Here is a 23016-nt window from a genome sequence, read left to right as displayed (position 1 = left end):
TATTGCCTCATGGCACAACACAACAAACTTGGTAATAAAGGGGAACAACTGGCGGTAGATTTTCTTATTAAAAAAGGCTATCAAATAGTAGAACGCAATTACCGTTTTGATAAGGCCGAAGTTGATATCATGGCGCAACTGGATGACACCCTGGCCGTTATCGAGGTGAAGACCCGTTCCACCATAGACTTCGGGAATCCCCAGGATTTTGTAAAACCTAAACAAATACAACGTCTGGTCAAGGCTGTTGATCATTATGTAACTACAAACAGTTTAGATGTAGAAGTACGGTTTGATATTATTGCCGTAGTAAAAGAGGGCCATCAATTCAATATAGAGCATTTGGAAGATGCTTTTTATCATTTTTGACCTTTGTCATTCAGAGCGCAGCGAAGAATCTCATATATCTATTATAATGAAAACCAAAGGCACTCACAATTATTATGTTTATATACTCACTAATAAGGCCAAAACCGTATTATATACAGGTGTAACTAATAACCTCAAAGAACGCTTATATTTCCATGCAAATCCAGAACCATATTCAAAAGCTTTTACCGCTAAATATAGATGCTTCTATTTAATTTTTTATGAGCATTTTTTCGAAATTGAAGATGCTATAAGAAGAGAAAAAGAAATTAAGGGTTGGAGCAGAAAAAAGAAAGAGGCATTGATAACCAATTTCAATTCATCTTGGGCATTTTTGAATGATACGATTTAAAAGAGATTCTTCAGTCGCTCCACTCCTTCTGAATGACAAGTTAATCCTGAAAAAACTTCTTTAAATGCTCCAGATCTTCAGGTTTAGCAATAATTTTTTTGTCCTTGTCTAATATAAAATATGTTGGCGTTGCTGTTACGCCATAATCATTTCCTATGGCGTTTTCCCATTTCCCTAAACCGTAAACATGAATAAAGTCCGGATAATTGGTTATTAGTTGTTTCCATTCGTTAGGCTCTTCTTCCAGGCCTACAGCTATAACTCCTATGTTATTCTTAGTCTTCGTGAAAGTTTGTAACTGGGGAATTTCATCTAAACAATGTGAGCAAGTACTACTCCAAAAAACAATAATGTAAGTTTCAAAGTCTTTGAGTTCACTTAATTTTTTGGTTATATTTTTACCGTCTTCTTCAACTTCAAACGAAAAATCCGGTGCCGTTTTTCCTAAAGAGACATTTTCAAAGGTAATTAAGGTATTTAACAATGCCTGGTCATTTAATATCACCGCAATATCCATCAAATACGCTTCAGAAATATAATTAGCAACACTTTCAAAATTCAAGTCCACCATCTGTTGCCAAAGTATAACCAATAAAATACGTTTTACTCCATTTGGAGCCGCTTTCATGGCGTTACAAACTACATCAATATTGTTTTTGTAATTCACTATTTCGTCATCAGAATTAATGGTCATTCCAAACACATAATTCAGCATTTTCTCTTCCAAAAAATTAGAGCTTTGCAAGGTCTCATTGGTAAAATCTACATGATCAAAATAATGTGCTTTTAAATTATTTACATAGGTTTTTACATCTTCAAAACGTTCCGGGATGTACGGCCTGTTCCCTTTTATAAACTCCAATACAATACCTTCTTTAGCAGCCTCTTCGTAGTTTTTTTGTGTGTCTCTTTGGGTTTCAAAAATTTTGGACAGAGCCAACGTATCTGTACTTTGGGAACCAAAAAATTTACCGATACTATGGGTTACCATAGACATACTATTGGTATAAGATACCAGTAATTTATTCTCAACAGAAGATAAAAATTTAACTCCTGTTTCTCTGTTAAACGTAAGCTCTATGTCTTCCTGTCCGTTATAAATAATATCGAAATTATAATCTTCCTGGGGAATGGCATACACCAGTCTGTACATCCCTTTGGTGGCTGTAGAATCGAGTTTCATTTCAAAGCTGCCATCGCTCTTGATCTCAGCATTTGTGATATATTCTGAAACCGTTGGAGTCACCCTATATAAAATCGCCACTTTATAATCCTCTGCAGGTGTAAATGTTCCTTTAATAGTATGTTGTGCCCAGAGAATTGCTGGAAAAAAGAGTAAAATTAATATATTTAGTAGTGCTCGTTTCATTTGTTAATTTAAGACAATAATCAAGCCACAATAGGTCTTAATAATGTTAAAGCTTTTTCAACCGATTTTACTTCTTCAAAAGTAAGCAATAATCGTAAGCCTTTACGTGTTTCTTTCTCTTTCATTTTACATAAAGCGGCATTTGCCTGCACATATTGCAATACTTTAGTAAACCACGGGCTTTGATAAAAGCTACTTTGTTCATCGCTAATAAAGTAGCCAACAAATTTACCATGTTTCATGATAATTTTCTCAAAGCCTATTTTAGAGGCTATCCACTTTATTTGGACACTGTTTAGCAAATCGGTCACTTGTTCAGGTAATTCGCCAAATCTGTCTATTAATTCTTTTTCAAATTGAAGTAATTCCGCTTCTGTTTTTAATTCGTTAAGCTTAGTATAAAGGCTTAGTCTTTCAGCTATATTGTTTACATAACTATCCGGGAATAATAACTCAAAATCAGTATCAATGGTTACATCTTTTACATATACTTTATCAACATCCGATTCACTATATAAGTCTTTAAATTCATTCTCTTTGAGTTCTTCAATAGCTTCGTTTAATATTTTCTGATAGGTGTCGAATCCTATTTCATTTATAAATCCGCTTTGTTCACCACCAAGCAAATCGCCAGCACCACGAATTTCTAAGTCCTTCATAGCAATATTGAATCCGCTACCTAATTCAGTAAACTGTTCTAAAGCTGTAATACGTTTACGGGCATCTTCGGTCATAGCCGAATATTCCGGTGTAATAAAATAGCAGAATGCTTTTTTGTTGCTCCTTCCAACACGTCCTCGCATTTGATGCAGATCACTCAATCCAAAATTATTGGCATTATTGATAAAAATAGTATTGGCGTTAGGCACATCAAGCCCACTTTCAACAATAGTAGTACTCACCAAAACATCAAACTCACCGTTCATATAGGCCAGCATGAGTTGTTCCAGTTTTTTGCCTTCCATCTGTCCATGACCAATACCTATTTTAGCATCCGGTACCAAACGCTGCACCAAACCAGCTACCTCTTTGATATTTTCAATACGATTATGAATAAAAAATACCTGACCACCACGTTGAATTTCATAGCTCACCGCATCACGAATGGTTTCCTCATTAAAACGGATCACATGGCTTTCAATAGGGTATCGATTTGGTGGTGGTGTGGTAATGACTGACAGATCCCTGGCGGCCATTAAACTAAACTGAAGTGTTCGCGGAATGGGTGTAGCAGTTAAAGTCAGGACATCAACATTTTCTTTTAGAGTCTTTAGTTTATCTTTAACTGCTACTCCAAATTTTTGTTCTTCATCAACTATAAGTAAGCCTAAATCTTTAAACTTCACATTTTTGTTTACCAGTTGATGGGTACCGATAATAATATCCACCTTACCCTGCTCTAAGCCTTCTACTATTAAGCGTTTTTCTTTGGCAGTCCTGAATCGGTTTAGATAATCCACCACAACCGGAAAATCTTGTAAGCGTTTTTTAAAAGTCCTGGAATGTTGATACGCTAAAATGGTTGTTGGTACTAAAACGGCCACTTGTTTGCCGTTGTCGACCGCTTTAAAAGCGGCACGAATAGCGACTTCGGTTTTGCCAAAACCAACATCGCCGCAGACCAAGCGATCCATAGGGCGTTCGCTTTCCATATCGGCTTTTATATCTGCTGTAGCCGTACTTTGGTCAGGGGTATCTTCATAAATAAAAGACGCCTCTAACTCATGCTGCATATAGCTATCCGGATTATATTGATGACCCTTTTTAGTTTTTCGCTTTGCGTATAACTTAATGAGGTTAAAAGCAATATGCTTAACCCGGGCCTTAGTTTTTTGCTTCAGGTTTTTCCAGGCAGAACTTCCAAGTTTATAGATTTTTGGGGGCTTTCCGTCTTTACCATTGTATTTGGTAATTTTATGTAATGAATGAATGCTTAGATACAATACATCGCGTTCGCCATAAATGAGTTTGATGGCCTCCTGTTTTTTACCTTCAACGTCAATCTTTTGAAGTCCACCAAATCGCCCGATACCATGGTCAATATGGGTGACATAATCGCCAACATCCAAATTGGTAAGCTCTTTTAAGGTAATGGCTTGCTTTTTAGCATAGCCATTTTTAATGTGGAACTTGTGATACCTCTCGAATATTTGATGATCGGTATAACAAACTATTTTGTTATCATGGTCTACAAAGCCCTGATATAAGGATTGTACAATGGTTTTGTAGTGAACATCTTCTTCCACATCTTCAAAAATGTCATGAAACCGTTTGGCTTGTTGCTCACTTACACAAGCGATATAATTGGTAAATCCCTGCTTATGATTGGCATTTAAATCTTCAATTAATAAATTGAATTGTTTATTGAAGGCTGGTTGTGGGGTAGTGTTATATTGTATTATTTTATGGGCTTCATTCAGAAAGACACTTTGTGTCCCAAATTCAATAATTGCAAAATCCAATAGTTGCTTTTTTAGCAGGGCAGCGTTGCAAAAGAGCGCTTCGGGCTCATCGTGCTTTAACTCAGAAGACAGTTCTTTAAAGGCTTCTTCGGCCTTACTAAAAAAATCATCGATTCTTGAAAAGCATAAATCGGCATTCTTTAAACAAACTACCGTTTTTTGAGCAATATATTTTAAAAAGCTTTGTCGGCTTTCTTCCAAAAATTTATTGGCAACATTTGGAATGATGTTGATTTTCTTTACCTGTTCATTTGATAATTGCGACTCCACATCAAAGGTTCTGATACTATCTACTTCATCTCCAAAAAATTCAATGCGATAGGGTTCGTCATGTGAAAATGAAAAGACATCCACTATACCGCCACGAACCGAAAATTCGCCGGGTTCTGTCACAAAATCGACACGTTTGAATTGGTATTCAAATAATACCTCGTTTACAAAATCTATAGACAGGTCATCATTTACAGCTACTTTTAAAGTATTGCGCTCAAGTTCTCTGCGAGTTACGACCTTCTCAAAAAGGGCGTCCGGATAGGTAACAATAATGGCCGGTTTTTTGCGTGAATTGATACGGTTTAAAACCTCAGCTCGCAAAAGGACATTGGCATTATCAGTTTCCTCAATTTGATACGGTCTGCGATAACTACCCGGATAGAACAATACATCTTTATCATTAATAAGTTGCTCCAGGTCGTTGAGATAATGTGCCGCCTCTTCTTTATCATTAAAAACTATTAAAAATGGTTTTTCGGCAGTTTTAAAAACACTTGAAATAACATAAGAAAACGAAGAACCAACAAGCCCTTTTAAATGTGTCTTAGGCTTGTCCTGAGCGACGTTGAAGGGTTGAGATCGGGCAATAATATTCTGCAGATTTTGCGTTTGCAAAGCCTGTGTATAAACTTGCGAGAGATTTGAAAGGCTCACTTAATCAACGTCGTTTTAACGAATGCAAATATAGTTGTTTCAACTAATTATTTTATCCAAGCTTCAATCTTATCTATCAATCTTTTTTCTAATTCATCTTCGGATTTATAAATAATATGTTGAAGGGGTTTTATATCAAAATGAGCCTTACTAAATTCTTCTTCTGAACAACAATAAATAACAGGTTTACCTAGACCTAAAGCAAAACCGCTTTCAAAATAGACTCCGTTTCTGTGATAGGAGAAATCAGAAATACAGAATTTAGAATTCTTAATCCCTGCAATTATTGCATCATTAATGGTTTGGTCGCTATCAATATTTTCTTCATCAATTACGACAGGCCTGAAGCCTGTTTTAATTATAGCATTTTTGATTGCCTCTCGTATTTTTAAAGTTCGAGAATCAAAAGCCATTGCAATAAAACATTTCTTTGATTCACTCCCATTTTCTTCCAACTGAACAATATAGTTTAGGCCTTCATAAGTAATTGGGAAATAAATACCACCTCCTTCGGGTGTTAATGACCCACTATACTCAACAAAGCCTCTCTTATCCATCGATTTTAGGTATATTTCGGCTTCCCCAAAACTATTAAAATAACATTTAGCAACGAAGCTTTCCTTTAAAAGCTTACTATAATTGATAATTCCTCTTCCGTCTCGATGCTTAAACAACTTCAATAAAAAATTGTCAAACTTTTCTTTTGGAGTTTTAGGGTGATTAGATTCGTCTAAAAACTTCTTTAAATCAAATTCATCCTTGTTTTGAGAATCCCAATGTATTCTCTGCTTTTCAGGATCCAATTTTCCGTTTAATATTAAACCAAAAATTGCTCCTCTATATCTATCAAAATCAATTTTATAAAAACACTTTTCACAAAACTGGAAATAGACTTTTTTACCATTTATGTCAACGGAGTACGATACCGAATGTACTCTCGAGTATTCACTTATTGCTTTTGAGGTTATTGGGCAAACTTTCATCTGTTATTTGTTTAAATAATAAAAGTAAGGAATATGATTTGATTTTTCCTACATTCACACTAACATATCACTGAACGAACCAATAAGTCAAATTGAACCGAGGAATCCTTCAAAAGAAAACCAAAAATGAAATCTAAATTTCTTCCAAAGTTTCAGAATTTTTGACGATTTGATTTTTATAATCTACAAATCAATATTTAAAGAAATTTTTGATATTGTTTGAAATGATATCCTTATTACGTTAGGGATTGAATAGTTCGACTTCGCTGACCACAGGCTTTATGTTTGAAATCGCAAACTTATCTCCTTTCACCAAGTCCTCTTTTTTCAATTAATAAATGGATATAGAAATCGAAGGCTTGTTTTGACAAAGTTTCTCCTTTGAACAAATCAACATCTTTACAAAAAATATCTAACTGACCCAGATACCACTCATAAAACTCATCTGACTTATTATTATCTATACCTATAATTGAAAAGATAAAGTCGCTAAAATCTGAAATACAAATACTTCCATCGAACCCCATTTTATTAAAACCATTAGTTAGTGCTCGACTTTTTAATTCTTCTTTAATAAAAAATATGGCAAATTCTGCTTCTTTAGGCATTTTGACTAACGGCAAGTTTTTTGGATAATTGATTTTCATAATTAAATTATTTAAAAAACTTTAAAAGTTTATTTATCTCCCTTTAAAGCATTTCAAAGTTACATAAAGATTTTTAAAACTCCTAATAAAGCATATTTTAGTTATAAGAGCATTTATTTTTCTTCACTATTTTTGATAGAAAAGCATAGCTACTACTATGGAAAAGCCAATTTACAATAGAATAAAAGCTGTTTTAGCGGAAAAGGGGAAAACCAACAAATGGTTGGCAGATGAGATAGATATGAACACTAACACTATTTCTAAATGGTGTCGAAATGATATGCAACCTAGAATTGAAAATTTATTTCAAGTAGCAAAAGCTTTAGATGTAGATGTAAGAGAACTTCTTGTATCTTCTAAAAAGTAAAACGAACCTTCCCAAAAGAAAAAAGTAACTAACTAACGACACTAAGCCCGCAAACAAGTGCGTTAGGGATTGAACGGTATGTTTGAAATCCCCGACGAAGGAGGGATTGAGTAGTGAAAGCCCGACCCTTGCGGGAATGCCCAAAAAATTGAAATTTGGGTTTAAAATCTTAAAAATAATATGTACGTTTGCACCACTATAAAAACAAAAATATATGTCGATTTCAGATTTATTTGACAGCGGATTTAAAAAGCGTAATGAAAGCCATTTTGCTTCTATTGTTAGGGTGGCGATGGCCGATGGTATTATTACAGATGAAGAACGCGCGTTTTTAGACAGGTTGGCTAATAATTTAGATATTAGTGCAACCGATTATAAAGCTATTTTAAAAAATTATAATTCGCACCCAATTAATCCGCCAGTGTCTTACGACAGACGTTTAGAGCGTTTATACGATTTAGTAAGAATGGTATATGTTGATAATATTGAAGGAGAGTCGGAATTATTGCTTCTGAAAAAGATTGCTGTTGGACTTGGTTTTCACGCGGTAAATGTGAAATACATCATTGATAAAGCTTCTACTTTAGTTAGTCAGGAAGCAGATTTAGATCATTTTGTGGACCAAATAAAGAATATGAATAGATAAGACATAGTTAAAAACTATCATATTTAAGCGTCCAATTATAATTGGACGCTTTTTTTTTGAAAAATTTTGAAACGCATTGAACAAGGATTTTAAAAACTAAAATATAAGCCATTGGAGTGTAAGCAACTGGGAAACAAACTTTTGCCAAAAACCTCAACGATCTGCTAAAAAGCGGACAGGATTTTTTTTGTTTAAATTTTAATTTAACTAATTGATTTTCAATAAATTAAATTAAAAAAATATTTGTTTTTTAAAGAATAGTTTTCATCTTTGCATCGCAGTTTTGAATAAGTAACTGCATTAGAAAAATATAATTAAAAACAAGAAGCCATGTTAAAATATAGCATACCCTTTGTAAGTGTGTGTAGTGACCTTCGGTCATTTATAAGGCTTCGGTACTTTCTGTAGATTAACTTTCCAGAAAACATCCGAAGCAAGCTAACTGTTTCGGATATTTTATTCCAAACATCTTAGAATAGATCTGTCCGATCGGTATCGGGTGTATGCCTTATGGCCTTACACTCAAACCAGGTATTAATTTTTAAATAACAATGCAATGGATATCAATTTGCACAACAGCTATTTGTTTCAGGCGCTTGATGCCTACCCATACAGCCTTGAGGAAACCCTTGAAGCGTTAAACTATGCCCTGTCATACAACAGTAAAGATCCGCAGGCGCTTTGTTTAATGGGACGCATTTATGCCGAACAATTAAAAGATTTTGAAACAGCCAAGCATTACTATGCCGAAGCCGTGGCACAAGCCATTGACATGCCCGTAACTTATCCCTTTTACGTTCATGCTTTAGTGATGAATGATGATTATAACGAAGCTGAACGATTGATCTCTTTTGCACTGACTGTAAGGGGTGTTGACAAGGGCCAGCTTAAGCTGTTACAAGGCATTTTGTTTGAAAAGCAAGGTATGTTTAAAAGAGCTATTACCAGTTTTACTGAAGCCAAAAGCATAGCCACCAGTGATGCTTTTATTACGCATGTAGATGGTGCTATATCCAGAGTGCAGAAAAAAGCAGGGGCCGGAAGCTGGAAGAAGAAAAAGAAAAAAAGAAAGAAAAAAGGATCAGAAACCTCTGAAACAAAGTAAATCTTAAATCGATATGCAGATGTCATGATGTTATGCTGATCCTTATAACCGGCGGATTTTAGGAATGTGGCGCGCGAACAAGCTTAAGGTCAGCACTAATCTTTAAGTAGAACATCATGAAAACTAATTTATATAACAGCCATTTGTATGACGCTATGGAAGCATTGATAGATGCGCTGTCACACCATGGCGATGAGGCCCTTTCTACCGGGATGGCGACATCACGGATGGAGCTCATGACCAATAAGATCATGATCCCATATCAGAATGGCTTCGAAGTCATCCATACGCGGGATATTTTGTACTGTAAAGCAGATGATAATTATACCCGGATATGCCTTACCAACGGAGACGTGAAAATGGTAAGTAAGACCCTTAAATATTTTGAAGAGACCCTTAACAAGGCACACTTTGCCCGGGTACATAAATCCTACCTGGTGAATGTCAACGAAATTGTGGCATACTTCAGCAAGGGCAAAGGAGCAAGTATCGTGTTAAGTAACGGAAAAGAGATTACGGTTTCAGCCATGAAAAAGTCAAAACTCTTGTCTTACTTCAAGTAAGCCGTTTGCCCTTCAAAATAGGTGTTTGATTATGAATGCGTCGATTTACTATCGGCGCATTTTTTGTTTAAATCCATTCTTGAAACTCCCATGCTTAGATAGCAAACCTTACTTGTATGTTCAATAAAAATTCGTCAGTAATATAGGATTAGAAAACAAAGAAATTATGCAGATTAAATTTATAATTTACATCGTCATTTAATATTATTATACAGCACAATAAAAGCAAATTATTTTGAAAAAATACAATTTATATCGTCAGTTTTAATACTATTTTGTTTTTCGAAACTTGGGTATTCTTTGCATTTTTGTCTTGTAATCATTAAAACAATCATTATGAAAAAAAGACAAATTAGAGCTATTTGTAAACCGTATAAAGTTGTAATAAATAGTGACAAAGTTCAGAGCAAATCACAATGTTAAAAAACTTACAAAACGTGGCACTTTTTTTGTAGTGCTTTAATAAAATTCTGCTCTGGAAAAAAAAACTTAACAGGTTTCTCTGTTAAAATAAGCCTAAATCAATAGGTTTTAGACCTAAATTATTGTTAACAAGTTAAATATCTTGAAAATAATACTCAATTTAGAGAGTTATAAGAGTACAATATTTGTAAAATATTGTAACAAACTAAGTAAGAATTATACTAATAAACCGAACACTATGATCAACACTCTTTGCATTTAAATTCTGGTAGTGGCCTCATGTCCAAAACTAAACCCAGGCCTTTTCTCGTAAGTAATTTTATAGAAACATTCCACAATAGAATAATCTTAAGATTGTTTCATCCCAAAACTATTTACCAATCCAATCAGTTTTATAAGCCTTACGGTACCGCATTAAAAAATATTATGCTTTTTAGGTTTAGCCCGGGTAACATTTTGATGAAAAATGAACACTAATAATAAAGTAAACTATAATAGCTTAAAATAGTGCAAAATTTTATTTATGATTTAACGTCACCCTATAAAATTGCTATTCTATTATTGATTTTCAAAGCCAGATACCCCTTAAAAATGAATGCTAACCTATTGAATAACCATCTATGGAAAATAATTTAAATAAAGAAGATTTGCCTCAGGTATTGGATGTTAATTCATACAACCTTGAAGGTATTATAAAAGCTCTGGATAAAGCTGCATTACATAAAAACAATGAGATTTATTATGTAATAATTAATTCCAAAGAAGAACTGAACAAAATGAAAGCACAAAAAAATGAAGGATTAAAAAGTAAGATTTTAATTCCTTTACAAGATGGTTTTGAAGTCATTAATAAGACCTGCATTTCTTATTGCGAGGCAGATGATAATTATACTAAGGTATATCTTAAAAACGGTGAGAAATATTTAGTAAGCAAAACCCTAAAATATTTTGAAGATGTTTTAGGTACTGACAATTTTGTCCGTATACATAAATCTTATTTAGTTAATATAAATGAGATCGTAAAATACTACCGAAAAGGTAAAACAGGACGCATTAAATTAAGTAACGGCCAATACTTACCAGTATCTGCTTCAAAAAAAGCAGCCTTAATGGCCTATTTTAAATCGTACACGTAACATGGCCCCACAGGAATTGAACCTGTGGGGCTTAAATAACCAAACCAATATCCCGGACATAAAAGTAGCTGATCCGCCCACAAGCAATACATTATAAGCCCTTCGATAGCTCTTTTCTCAACAAATAAATAATGTCCATTAAATGCGCCAGAATTACTCCGGCGCATTTTTATTTTCAAGCAGCCATATTTTAAAATTGACGGATACTTAGTATCTTGTATGAAAACATATCAAATGAATACTTCCCGGCGAGACTTTATAAAAACTGCTGCTTTAACAGGTGCCGCTTCCACCCTTTTACCTTTGACTGCTTGTAAATCTGAAAGTCCACAAAAGCAGATAAATAGTTCACAAGTCTATGTAGCGATTGATGAAGCCCTAAATAAACCCGTTTTAAAAAGGGAATTGTTTTCCAGTCCTGTTATTATAGAAACTATTGAATTGCTTCGAGATAGGAATAATTTTATATGCCAGGTAAAATCCGCAGATGGCGCGGTAGGGGTTTCTATTGGCCATCCTTTTTATTCAAAAATCGGATATCCTATGTTTAATCGTATAAGTAACCATTTTATAGGTAAAGACGCCCGAGATTTAGATACTTTGATTTTTAATGCTGCCGTAGGTAATTATCGATTGCATGGCATTCCTTTAAATGTTCAAATGGCAACCCTTGAATTTGCCATTCTGGACATGTTGGGAAACATTGCCAATAAACCTGTAGGAGCGCTCATTGGAAACCTTCATAATCCTGAGGTATCCATTTATTTGGGCACAAGAATTAATGAACTTCGTAAAAGTGAACCTGAAACATCCCTTGATTTGATGTATAAAGATTGGGAAGACACCAAAGCCAAAGCCATAAAACTACGTGCCGGTTATGGGCATAATGTTGGCAATGATAAAGATAATGCTCCCGGACGAACAGAAAAACTGGTGAAACTTGCCCGTGAAAAGTTTGGTGAGGACATGAATCTGATGATTGACGGAAACGGTACATATACCGTTGAAGGTGCCGTTAAACTAGGCAAACTGCTGGAAGAATATAACTATTACTTTTACGAGGAGCCTATTCCCTATGAATGGTATGAGGAGCAAAAGCAAGTCCAGGAAGCCCTTAAGATTCCTATGGCCGGAGGCGAGCAGGAATCGCGTCTTCACACCTTCCGTTGGTTGATAGCCAATGACGTATTTCAAGTAGTACAACCCGATATCTTTTATTTCGGAGGTATGATTAGAACTAAACAAATCGCTCGAATGGCGGAAGTTATGGGACAAACCATAGCACCTCACATGTCCAGTGGTGGCCTGGGCTATTTATATATGTTGCATATGGTTTCAGCTTGCAAAAACGCCGCAGAGTTTCATGAGTTTAAAATGTTTGCCACCAAAGACGCAAACGGCACCCTTATACCAGTTGAAAGTAAAACGGAGCCATTTGAAAGTATTGATGGTGTGATAAATGTTCCCACCGGTTCAGGGCTTGGTGTTAATATAGATCCTGAGTATATTAAAACGCATAAACCAATCACTTAGCCTTTGCATTTACATAACCAACCTTATTTCAAATAAAGGTTTTAATCCCAATATGTATCAATGACCTTCTGTATCTCCGGATATTTAGAATCATCTTCCTTAACCTCATCTCTTAAGGTCTTCAATCGAGACTTTAAATCAGAAATGATACTGGCATACTTAAGGTCCTTATATCTGTTATCCATTTCTTCAGGGTCCTTTTTTAGGTCATAAAACTCCCAGGCTACCGGTGTTATGAAATCAGACATAGATGCCGGGTTATGCGCCCATTTTTGTGCTTTGGTATTTCTATTGGTTTGATAATCGCGGCCATAAAAGAAAATAAGCTTGTAATCTTTTGTTCTAATTCCAAAATGTGCCGGATTATTATGTTTGTGAGCCATATGCATCCAATAGCGGTAATAAGTATCTTGCTTCCACCCTTCCGCTTCTTCTCGGGTCTCTAAAATGGACTTAAAACTGGATCCTTGCATATATTCAGGCACAGTACCCCCAGCCATTTCAATCATGGTTGGAGCAAAATCGGTATTATTTATCATAGCATCCGAACGAGAGCCCGCTTTAATCGTTTTAGGATATCGTACTAAAAACGGCATGCGCTGAGACTCTTCATACATCCATCGTTTATCAATGTAGTCGTGCTCTCCTAACATGAATCCCTGGTCCCCAGTATAAATAATAATAGTATTATCCATAATCCCTTCGGCTTCCAGGTAATCGAAAATGCGTTTAACGTTATCGTCCACTCCTTTTACACAACGTAAATAACGCTTCAAGTACTCCTGGTAGGCTAATTTTTTATACTCAGGGTCAGGTATATTTGGGTCTATTTCCATGTGTATCCCCATATTTCTGATCACATTTCTGTGACCAATAGAGGAGCCTATGGTATCCATCAAATGATTGTTTTCACCTCTTGTTGCTATGGAACCATTATTCCCATTATACCACATGTTTGCAGGTTCTGGTATTTCTACATCCTCTAAATACGCTTTATATCTGGGTGCAAATTCGAAAAAATCATGCGGTGCTTTAAAGTGATGCATTAAAAAGAAAGGTTTGGACTTGTCTCTCTTGTTCTTTAACCAATCCAATGAAATGTCCGTAATAACATCTGATGAATGCCCTTCGTATTTCATGGCGTTTACTTCTCGAACCAGGTCTTCTTCAAAACGAATTTCCTTCTTTTCGCCGCCTTCTCTGCTATACAGGGTAGGGTTGAAATAATCACCCTGACCAGGAAGCACATTGTAATAATCAAAAGCCTCCGGAGCGTGCTTTAAATGCCATTTACCAACCATGGCGGTTTCATAGCCTTGCTTTTTAATTTCTATCGGAAGGTATTGATTTTCCGGTGCTAACCTACCACTTAAATCAACCACACCATTCACTTGTCCGAACTGACCGGTCATAATGCTCGCCCTTGAAGGGGTACAAATGGAATTGGTACAAAACGTGTTTTCCAACAAAATACCTTCTTCTGCTAATCGGTCAATGGTAGGCGTAGGATTTAAACGCGCTAATCTTTTTCCGTAGGCTCCAATGGCTTGAGAAGTGTGATCATCAGACATAATGTACAAGATATTTGGTTTTTCAACCTTGGTTTCCTTTTCACATGAAAAAAATGCCATGGCCAAAAGAGCAAAAAAAGCTAACGGAGTTTTGAAAAATTCATGTTTCACGTTAATAGTTTAGTTGATTAAAAAACATTGTCAATATAAAGCAATAAAATAGCTTTTATAAGCTATCCTGAAAAAGTATAAATTATGTATAGTCAATGTTTACTCATTCACAAAAGCCACGATCCTTAACGGCGCACCACTACCACCTTTAATTTTCATAGGCAAGGCCACAACTTCAAAATCTTTAGTAGGGAGTTGTTCTAGATTGGTTAGATTCTCAAAAGCAGGAATATTTTCCGAAAGTAAAATAACATGAGCCTTAAAGTCTTTGGACTGGCCATAATCTATACTAGGCGTATCAAGTCCAATGGAATTAATCTTTCTGTTATCCACCAACCATTGGGCCGCTTCTGGATCCAATCCGGGGAAATGCAACAATTTAACTGCTTCTGGACCGCGTTGGTCGGTACCCAAATATTTCTTTTTATCGGGATAGTATTTTGAAAACCCTGTTTCCAATAATACGATACTACCCTCGGGGATTTGCATACCATGTTCCTTCTCCCAATTGGTGAAATCTTCTATACTTACCAAATAATCCGGATTGGTAAACGAACGTTCAGACACATCTACCTTAATAGCTGGACCTATTAATTTTTCTAATGGAATCTCATTGACATGTTGCTTATTGGCTGCAAAATGGATCGGGGCGTCAATATGGGTACCTCCGTGTTCGGCTGTAGCGAAATTATTGGCAGCGTAATAGTAACCAGCATCGGTATGACCTTCGGCAACCACATCCATTTCAAACTCCTTGGCGGTTACCCAATAGACCGTTTCCTCAGAAAACTCATGGGTTAAATCAATTATTTTAGGTTTAGAACTTACTGGATTTGGAGCTTCTAAATCTTTTTCAACTGGTTTTTGTTCTTGTTTACAAGAGAACATTAGAAGGGCTGTAAGTAGAAAGATAATTTTATTCATAATACGTGTATTAGTACTTAAATATACATATAAAAAGTACAAGACCGTTTGAACTGACTAAATACTACATTTTGCTACCTTTGACACCGTATGAATGACTATTTTAAATCTGTTATTTTACAGAAAACCGGTGCCTCTTCTTTAGTTGAAAAAGATATGATTCAGGAGCTATGGAGTGGTTATGGCAAAATTATTCGTGTCGCATTAGAAGATTCTACTTTGGAAAGTGTTGTCATTAAACATGTGCAGCTACCAAGGCATCATCATCATCCCAGGGGATGGAACACTAATATAGGGCATCAAAGAAAATTAAAATCCTATGAAGTTGAAACCACATGGTATAAGCAGTATAGTAGATCCAGTATGGCACGTTTACCAAAATGCTTAGCTATTGAACGCTACCAAGATGAAGTTCTTATAGTTCTTGAAGATTTGGATAAAGCAGGTTTCCCATTACGAAAACATAAGGTAGAATGGCAGGATATAGATAGCTGTTTGAAATGGTTGGCTCAGTTCCATGCGAGTTATTTAGGGATAGTTCCTAACGGACTTTGGGAGGTTGGCACCTACTGGCATTTGAACACAAGACCTCAAGAACTAGAAGTTTTAGAAGATACAGCTTTAAAAAACGCTGCAGCCGCAATTGACAAACAATTGAACAATTGCAAGTTTCAAACTTTTGTTCACGGCGATTCAAAACTGGCTAACTTTTGTTTTTCTGAAAACGGACAAGTAGCAGGTGTAGATTTTCAATATGTAGGCGGCGGATGTGGTATGAAAGATGTTGCCTATTTTATTGGAAGTTGCCTTCATGAAAGTGATTGCGAGCGTATGGAACCCAAAATACTAGACACCTATTTCAACCATTTGAACAAGGCACTTGGTGAAAACAATGAAGCCTTAGAAAACGAATGGCGACCTTTATACCGTGTGGCTTGGGCGGATTTTCACAGGTTTTTAAAAGGCTGGAGCCCCGGTCACTGGAAAATTAATAGTTATAGTGAACGTATCACTTCGGAAGTTATCAAAAATCTATAGAAATGGATTTACAACACTTAGCAAACATAGCCATTGAAGCGACGCTTTCAGCTGGAAAAGTCATTCAGAAATATATGAATGACAACATGGTTGTGGAGACAAAGGAAGGAGGCTCCAGCTATGCCTCTCAAGTAGTAACAAAAGTAGATCGTGAATGCGAAAGCATTATTTTGTCACATTTAATGCCCACTTGTAAAACGGATGATATTGGCATGTTGTCTGAAGAAACTAAAGATGATGGCAGTCGACTTGAAAAAGATTTTTTTTGGTGTGTAGACCCCATGGATGGTACGTTGGCATTTATTAATAAACAAGCTGGATTTTCTGTAGCCATTGCTTTAATTTCAAGAGATGGCACACCTGTAGTTGGCGTTGTTTTTGATCCGAGCACTAACACCTTATACCATGCTGTAAAAGATAAGGGTGCTTTTAAAAACAAAAAAACTTGGTCAATTAAAAACACCAATGATTATTTAACTTATGCAACTGATAAAAAATTAAAGGACACCCCTAAGTCTGATGAAATTCAAGGCATTCTGAATAAACATAAAACTAATTTAGGATTAAAAGGCATTAAAGAAATATCCGGAGCAGGTGCTGTTATGTGCGCTATTTTAGTTTTGGAAAACGGACCTGCCTGTTTTTTAAAACTCCCTAAGAAAAATATTGGTGGTGGAAGTATTTGGGATTATGCTGCCACAGCTTGTATATACCAGGAACTTGGTTTACCCGCAACTAGCTTTACGGGCGAAACATTAGATTTGAATAAAAAGAATAGTACTTTTATGAACAATGTTGGCGTTTATTATTCTAACTTAATTTTAGAATAGCAGCTGTTTTTAAATGCTATTGTTATTTCATTTATCTTTCAATTTGACAATTGTTGAATTATAAAATCTTTAAATCCTTCCAGCGGATTATTCGATTCCATTCTAAGCAATGCTCCCAACCAACTATTGATTAAAAATAAGCCAACGATATTCTCTTCAAATTGATTATTGAATCCTTGCTCTTCAACTTTCAAAAGACATTCCTTAAAAATAGCTTGAAAATCACTTAAAACTTCAGAGTAATCTTGATTTGTCTCCAAAACCAAATTTCTATGATTCCTTTAGTTTAAAAATATCTGAATATGCTTAGCCTAAAGAAGCTATCATCCCTAAAGTTTGACAGTATAAACTCATTATTGTCAATGTCACTAAATATCCTTGTTTCCACTTCCGCTGTCCAGTTACTTCCAAAGCGTCTGGATGCTTCAATACTGAAAATTTTACTGCTGGATTCTAAATCTGTTATACCCCCTAAGAGAATTGAAGTGTCCTGTGTATCGTTAAAAGCAATTCTACTTCCAAAGAACAAGTCATTCTGCAAAGCATTTAATGCCAGCTCATCGCGTTCATCGTATAGATACTCACCTAAAAGTCCAATATCTAATCCGTTACCATCAATATTGCTAAAGGTAAACTCTAATCCAGCGGCCAAAGCAAAAAAGTCTTGAGCATCTGCATCTCTATAAATGGATTCCAGCTTCCATAAAAAGGCATTATGTGTAACCTGAAGATCTAAACCAGTTTGGTTTATGATCGGATAAAAAGCATTGATGTTCCCAGTATTGTCAAACATGAACAACGGCTCTCTTCCCGTCCCATAAAAATGTGATAGGCCCACATCAAAAGCACCAAAATAATGCGACCATCTGAAGGCAAAATCCTGGTGCCATTCCTCGGCACTACTTTCATAGGCAAGATCATCCTGGTCGATCACAATTGGAAAACGAAATCGTCCCCTTTCTCCCGGAAACGTACGTTTCCGGTGGTAAGGCAAATAGAAAAAATTAAAGGTTCCAATGCTATTGGTAGTCAGTACAAACTGCACCATTGGCTGTCCTAATTTTTGCTCACCATCGAAAGATTCAACCGCATCAGTTTGATTTATAACGTCAACTAAATGATTACTTTCTATAACACCCCAATACACTTTTTTAAGCCCTACATTTAGCTCCCAATTGTTTTTGGTTTTTTGATAATATAATTCCCTGATATCCCAATGTGTTCTGGAATCATCAACATCCAAACGAAAAAAGGCTGTGGCATTGATACTTTCTTCACCATCCTTCCAATCTACCGAATATTCAGGTTGAATAGACACCGAAGGAAAATGTTCTTTTTGACCTGAGAATTGGCCTGTTTTAGTAAAGTATCTATATTCTGTACCAAGTTCTAACTCAAAATCGTGGGTTGCTTTATTATCCTGAGCAGGAAGGAACCCTAAAGAAAAAATAAAGCTTAAACCTGTTATTATTTTATAATAGTTCATTATTCTAATTCAAGAGGAAACCGAGGTGCCATAACAGCACCCCGTTTCCAGGCATTAATCAAACTAAGTTAGTCACCAATAATTTATTTTCCGGCTCTTTGAAGTGCCACCTGGGTAAAATCATCTTCCGTTAAATTCGCATCAAAATTGTAATTATTAAAATGCAGAAGGGTTTCTTTATTACTTTGATGGTTTACCATATGAAATGTGCCTGCTCTCCAAAATTTATTCTTGTACAGTTTATAGTCACTATACGTCAATGTTTTTAGTAAGGCATTTTTACGATCGTAAAATTCAGCTTTTTCAATCCGGTAACCTTTGTTCTTATTATAGGTAATGACCCGCCTGGTATATCCGGATTTTGGATCTACAGGGTCTTGTTCTACAATCAATAAATCCCCTTTTTCTTCCAAAAACTTATAGGTGTATTTTTCAACTTCCTGGGATGACAAGTCTTCATACGCAAATTCACTCCCCACAAAAGGACCTGATTTGTTATTTGAAGAAATACGTTTTACGCGTTTAATGGATGGTAAAAACAACCACTGATCATCAGACCCTATTTTATGTGTAAAAGTAAGGGTTGAAGTGCCTTTAACATCCTTCGGGCTATTGAATACAATGAGTGATTTATCACCATCTTCGGTAAGCTCCAGGGTTTTTGTCATTAAAGAACGTTCACTGGTTTGTCCGTTCTTGTTTTTAAGGACCATTTTCAACTCTACTATCGAGCTGCCAAATCCCAAATCTGCTTGTTCAGCCGCTTTTGCTATTTCTAATCCGCGTGCTTCGGCAGATTGTGCATGCAATAAAACAGTGCTTAAGGTTGCAAGTGTTAATACGATTATTTTTTTCATGTCTTCAGTTATTTTTATTATTTATTTAATACAACCTGAGGTTGAGGTTCTTCAATTACAACCGGTTTTTCTTTTTTAGCTGTAAGTATTAAAAGTGAGGGCAGCAAAATGAAATCAATGATTAAAGCTGCTATAATGATTATGACAGTAATTCGGGCCATGTAACTATTTAATGCAAATGATGAGGTGGACAACACAGCAAAACCTGCAATAAGTACAATGGTAGTTGTTACCAGAGCTTTTCCAACGGTTTCAAATGCATAGATAACCGCTTGCTTGGCATCGTAACCCAATTCCCGGCGCGCTCTTAAAAACTTACTCATAAAGTGCACGGTATCATCTACAATAATGCCTAAGGTCATCCCGAAAACAATCACCATACCGGTATTTATTTGTCCTTTATAAAGGAACCAAATACCAAATCCAACTAAAACAGGGGTTACGTTTGGAATAATACTTAACAATCCTAACTTAAAGCTTCTTAGTGCTATCATTAGCACCAATGAAATCAATATAAGGGCTACTATATTCCCGTTGAACATACTATCGGCTTGCCTGAAGCCCAACTTGGAGAACATCAATGTTGGACTTACCCCGATGGCGTGCATAGGTTCGGGTGTATTATCACGTAACCACTTTTCACCGCGTTTGGAAAATGCAATCATTTCCGCACTGGAGATATTATCTATTGTGGCTGTTACTCTGGTCTCGGACTTATCTACATTTATCTGATTGTTAAGATCTAACCCAAAGGGCAGTGACAACTCATATAATAACAGGTATTGAGCTGCTTCTTCCCTGTTATCAGGCACCCGGTAATAGGCTTCATCATCACCATGCATGGAACGGTTCACCCGACGTGCCACCTCGCTAAAGGCGCTCACATGAATGACTTCCGGTTGTGCCTTCAGCCAATCTTCAAAAGCATTTAAATTTTTAAGGTATTCCGGATTATTAATGCCTCCGCTTTCCCCACTGCCAATGGCATATTCTACATTATATATACCTGTTAGGTTTTCACTAATGTAATCTGTATTGTTTCTGAATTCAACGGTCTTATCGAAGTAATTGATGAACTCGTCATTAAAAACATTCTTATTGGCCAAATAGGTCAATCCTGAAATCACTACTATCGAAACTATGGCCAGTCTAACCGGTTGTTTCACTACAAAATTACCCATGCTGGTGTACCATCCTGTTTTTTTCTTTTCTCTTTCCTGCTGTTTTGCGGTGGCCTTTACCGGCAGTATAGCCATTAAAGCGGGTAGGGTGGTGGTTGAAAATAAGAAGGCCATCATCATGCCGAAAGCCGTAATATTACCTAAATCCCAGAACGGCGGTACATCACCGAAGTTCATGGTCAAAAACCCTATTATCGTAGTTAAACTGGTAATGAACACCGGCATAAAGTTAAGTCGCATAGACTCCACCAAAGCATCCACTTTGTTTAAGCCGTCCTTACGCATTTTTTGCAGCATAGTAACCAGAATATGAATACTGTCTGCTACTGCTAACGTAAGGATCATAGTAGGAAATACTGCTGATGGAGGCGTCAGTTTGATGCCCATAATACCAACAAAGCCAACAGCACTTATTATAGAAAACATGACTACTACCAAAGTTGCCAGCATGCTATAAAAATTTCTGGTAAGGATCAATGTAGTAATGATAACAATTACCAACATGATCATGGTAAGCATCATATCCTTCATAGACGCTTCAAAAAAGGCCGTATTCATAGGTATTAAACCTGATGAATGAATTTCGAAATCAGGATGTTTCTCTTTAAAATCAGAAATCATATTCCTCACGAATGGCGTCACCTCTTGTGGGATTTCATTAACGTCTAATCCCGGAAGTTTAACCGTAATGTTAATGGCAGTCACGCTACCTTCTCTATTGATGATCCTGTCAACCAATAAAGGTTCTTTTAAAGCGACTTCTTTGATCTTTGCGATCTCTTCTTCTGATTTGAGTGTCGATTCATACGACAGATCATCCACATAGAGGTCATCTCCTTCGGCTCTTGTATATTGAAAATTGGTTATCGCGTCCACTCTTGAAGAATAGGGTGTATTCCAGGCTTCAGCAGTTAATTCCTCAATAGCGGTGAGGTTTTCCTTTGTGAATATGTTCTTGTTTGAAGGTGTTAGAACAAGAATGACATTATCGTCCTTGGTAAATTTTTCCTGTAAGGCATCAAAAGCCTCCAACTCAGGATTAGATTTACTGAAAAATACATGGTAATCCCCATCAAACTCCATATTTCCCTTTGATGCTAATCCCATAGCTAACGCTAATGTTACCAGTAATACCGGCCATTTCCGTTTGATGACAAACTTTGCCCAGTTTGTGGCAAACTTATTGGCAAAACTTTTTGCCTTTTTTAGTGCATTCATAATTTGATTTATTAGTTGACCGGCGGTTACTTAAAATCCAGTCGTTATTTATTGATTTATTACTATGACGATCCTATGAGCACATAAGTGGACAAGAATCTGATTTAATTTTTAATAGTTGACCAGTCGGTTATATTTAGTTGTACTTTCATTTTCTTATCACTTTATTGAACTAATTATAAAAGATAATTGACCGGTCGTCTAGTAAACGTTAAAAAAATATTATTATTACTTTAACAACACGTTTTCAATCATGCTCATAACATTTTCAATGGGATAAGCACTTTTCATTTCTTTCATACTGATCATAGCGCCTTTTCCGGCATCTTCCATAAAAGCGGCGATATCTTCCGCCTTCATAGGATTGGATATTTCCCCCAGGTCTTTAGCTTCCTGGATCACCTCAGTAATTAATGACAGTACATACTGGGTCTTAACTAATATCGCATTACGTATTTGCTCGCTATGTTCAGACATTTCACTACTTAAATTACACGCCATACATCCCATTTTACAATCCATATCATTCATCAGAACATCAAGCCTGAACTCATTAAATGCTATAAGTCGCTCTCTTGGTGTTTTAGTCTTATCTTCTAAAATGGCCTTAGCAGGCGTGAACATGGCTCCAAAGTATTTCTCAATGGCTTTAACCACAAAATCTTCTTTAGATTCGAAATAAAAATAAAAAGATCCTTTTGGAACATCGGCTGCTTTTACAATGTCGTTAACACTGGTTGCATTATAGCCTTTGCTCCATAGAATCTCCATTCCCTTTTCTAAAAGGAAATTTGCCTTGGCATCATGTCTTGCTGTTTTGAGCATAACTTTTTATTTCAGGACAAAAATATGACCAGTCGTCTAGTAAATCCAAATTTTAAGTGTTAAAATTTTCTAAAAGCCTTTATTTAAAGTGTT

Annotated in this window: 21 protein-coding genes; 10 read left to right on the top strand and 11 right to left on the bottom strand. The window is 36.0% G+C overall.

The genetic code is table 11. The annotated features are described in order from the left end of the window. Positions 1–9: 9 nt before the first annotated feature. Both Q0983_RS02435 and Q0983_RS02430 read left to right on the top strand, forming a co-directional pair. Positions 10–369, top strand: coding sequence for a YraN family protein (locus tag Q0983_RS02435; protein ID WP_299548188.1), 360 nt, complete (start codon positions 10–12; stop codon positions 367–369). Positions 370–415: 46 nt separating this feature from the next. Next, positions 416–721 (top strand): GIY-YIG nuclease family protein, encoded by a 306-nt coding sequence (locus tag Q0983_RS02430; protein WP_299548185.1) that lies wholly within the window; start codon positions 416–418, stop codon positions 719–721. Positions 722–761: 40 nt separating this feature from the next. Here the strand turns inward: Q0983_RS02430 and Q0983_RS02425 are convergent, their stop codons facing one another. The 4 genes from Q0983_RS02425 to Q0983_RS02410 all read right to left on the bottom strand — a co-directional run bounded on the left by Q0983_RS02425 (position 762) and on the right by Q0983_RS02410 (position 7109). Then, the gene (locus Q0983_RS02425; protein ID WP_299548182.1) at positions 762–2090 is read right to left on the bottom strand and encodes a TlpA disulfide reductase family protein; all 1329 of its coding nucleotides are present in this window, start codon (positions 2088–2090) and stop codon (positions 762–764) included. A gap of 20 nt (positions 2091–2110) precedes the next feature. Beyond that, entirely contained in the window at positions 2111–5479 is a 3369-nt protein-coding gene (gene mfd, locus Q0983_RS02420; protein WP_299548180.1) for a transcription-repair coupling factor, read from the bottom strand. A 47-nt stretch (positions 5480–5526) separates the two neighbouring features. Beyond that, positions 5527–6462, bottom strand: coding sequence for a hypothetical protein (locus Q0983_RS02415; protein WP_299548177.1), 936 nt, complete (start codon positions 6460–6462; stop codon positions 5527–5529). A gap of 299 nt (positions 6463–6761) precedes the next feature. After that, entirely contained in the window at positions 6762–7109 is a 348-nt protein-coding gene (locus Q0983_RS02410) for a hypothetical protein (RefSeq protein ID WP_299548174.1), read from the bottom strand. A gap of 157 nt (positions 7110–7266) precedes the next feature. On the opposite strand from Q0983_RS02410, the gene Q0983_RS02405 reads away from it, so the two are divergent. From Q0983_RS02405 to Q0983_RS02380, 6 genes are all read left to right on the top strand, one after another. Then, on the top strand, positions 7267–7476 hold the full coding sequence (locus Q0983_RS02405; protein ID WP_299548172.1) for a helix-turn-helix transcriptional regulator: 210 nt from the start codon (positions 7267–7269) through the stop codon (positions 7474–7476). 214 nt (positions 7477–7690) lie between these two features. Beyond that, positions 7691–8122: a TerB family tellurite resistance protein gene (locus Q0983_RS02400; protein WP_299548169.1), complete on the top strand. Its 432-nt coding sequence runs from the start codon at positions 7691–7693 to the stop codon at positions 8120–8122. A 556-nt stretch (positions 8123–8678) separates the two neighbouring features. Then, on the top strand, positions 8679–9227 hold the full coding sequence (locus Q0983_RS02395; RefSeq protein ID WP_299548166.1) for a hypothetical protein: 549 nt from the start codon (positions 8679–8681) through the stop codon (positions 9225–9227). A 116-nt stretch (positions 9228–9343) separates the two neighbouring features. Continuing rightward, complete coding sequence (locus Q0983_RS02390; protein ID WP_366140985.1) at positions 9344–9790, top strand: LytTR family DNA-binding domain-containing protein; 447 nt, start codon at positions 9344–9346, stop codon at positions 9788–9790. 1043 nt (positions 9791–10833) lie between these two features. Next, entirely contained in the window at positions 10834–11349 is a 516-nt protein-coding gene (locus Q0983_RS21360) for a LytTR family DNA-binding domain-containing protein (RefSeq protein WP_366140984.1), read from the top strand. Between the two features lie 219 nt (positions 11350–11568). Next, the gene (locus Q0983_RS02380) at positions 11569–12882 is read left to right on the top strand and encodes an enolase C-terminal domain-like protein (RefSeq protein WP_299548163.1); all 1314 of its coding nucleotides are present in this window, start codon (positions 11569–11571) and stop codon (positions 12880–12882) included. Between the two features lie 41 nt (positions 12883–12923). Here the strand turns inward: Q0983_RS02380 and Q0983_RS02375 are convergent, their stop codons facing one another. Next, positions 12924–14513, bottom strand: coding sequence for a sulfatase (locus Q0983_RS02375; protein WP_299548389.1), 1590 nt, complete (start codon positions 14511–14513; stop codon positions 12924–12926). A 150-nt stretch (positions 14514–14663) separates the two neighbouring features. Continuing rightward, positions 14664–15488, bottom strand: coding sequence for a cyclase family protein (locus Q0983_RS02370; RefSeq protein ID WP_299548160.1), 825 nt, complete (start codon positions 15486–15488; stop codon positions 14664–14666). Positions 15489–15578: 90 nt separating this feature from the next. Between Q0983_RS02370 and Q0983_RS02365 the strand changes: the two genes are divergently transcribed. Both Q0983_RS02365 and Q0983_RS02360 read left to right on the top strand, forming a co-directional pair. Next, positions 15579–16526, top strand: a complete 948-nt coding sequence (locus Q0983_RS02365; RefSeq protein WP_299548157.1) for an oxidoreductase family protein — start codon at positions 15579–15581, stop codon at positions 16524–16526. Positions 16527–16528: 2 nt separating this feature from the next. Continuing rightward, positions 16529–17356 carry an inositol monophosphatase family protein gene (locus Q0983_RS02360; protein ID WP_299548155.1) on the top strand — a complete coding sequence of 276 codons (828 nt, stop codon included), beginning with the start codon at positions 16529–16531 and terminating at the stop codon, positions 17354–17356. Positions 17357–17394: 38 nt separating this feature from the next. Here Q0983_RS02360 and Q0983_RS02355 read toward each other — a convergent pair whose 3' ends face one another. The 5 genes from Q0983_RS02355 to Q0983_RS02335 all read right to left on the bottom strand — a co-directional run bounded on the left by Q0983_RS02355 (position 17395) and on the right by Q0983_RS02335 (position 22923). Further along, positions 17395–17616 carry a hypothetical protein gene (locus Q0983_RS02355; protein WP_299548152.1) on the bottom strand — a complete coding sequence of 74 codons (222 nt, stop codon included), beginning with the start codon at positions 17614–17616 and terminating at the stop codon, positions 17395–17397. 26 nt (positions 17617–17642) lie between these two features. Beyond that, positions 17643–18842, bottom strand: a complete 1200-nt coding sequence (locus tag Q0983_RS02350) for a hypothetical protein (RefSeq protein ID WP_299548149.1) — start codon at positions 18840–18842, stop codon at positions 17643–17645. 83 nt (positions 18843–18925) lie between these two features. Next, a complete protein-coding gene (locus Q0983_RS02345) occupies positions 18926–19699 on the bottom strand; it encodes an outer membrane lipoprotein-sorting protein (protein WP_299548146.1) in 774 nt (257 codons plus the stop codon). A gap of 17 nt (positions 19700–19716) precedes the next feature. Then, a complete protein-coding gene (locus Q0983_RS02340; RefSeq protein WP_299548143.1) occupies positions 19717–22098 on the bottom strand; it encodes an MMPL family transporter in 2382 nt (793 codons plus the stop codon). A 228-nt stretch (positions 22099–22326) separates the two neighbouring features. Further along, positions 22327–22923 carry a TetR/AcrR family transcriptional regulator gene (locus Q0983_RS02335; RefSeq protein ID WP_299548140.1) on the bottom strand — a complete coding sequence of 199 codons (597 nt, stop codon included), beginning with the start codon at positions 22921–22923 and terminating at the stop codon, positions 22327–22329. Positions 22924–23016 lie beyond the last annotated feature (93 nt).

Source organism: Seonamhaeicola sp., from assembly GCF_028281565.1.
Classification (GTDB): Bacteria; Bacteroidota; Bacteroidia; order Flavobacteriales; family Flavobacteriaceae; genus Seonamhaeicola.
This window is presented reverse-complemented; position numbering and strand designations above follow the sequence as displayed.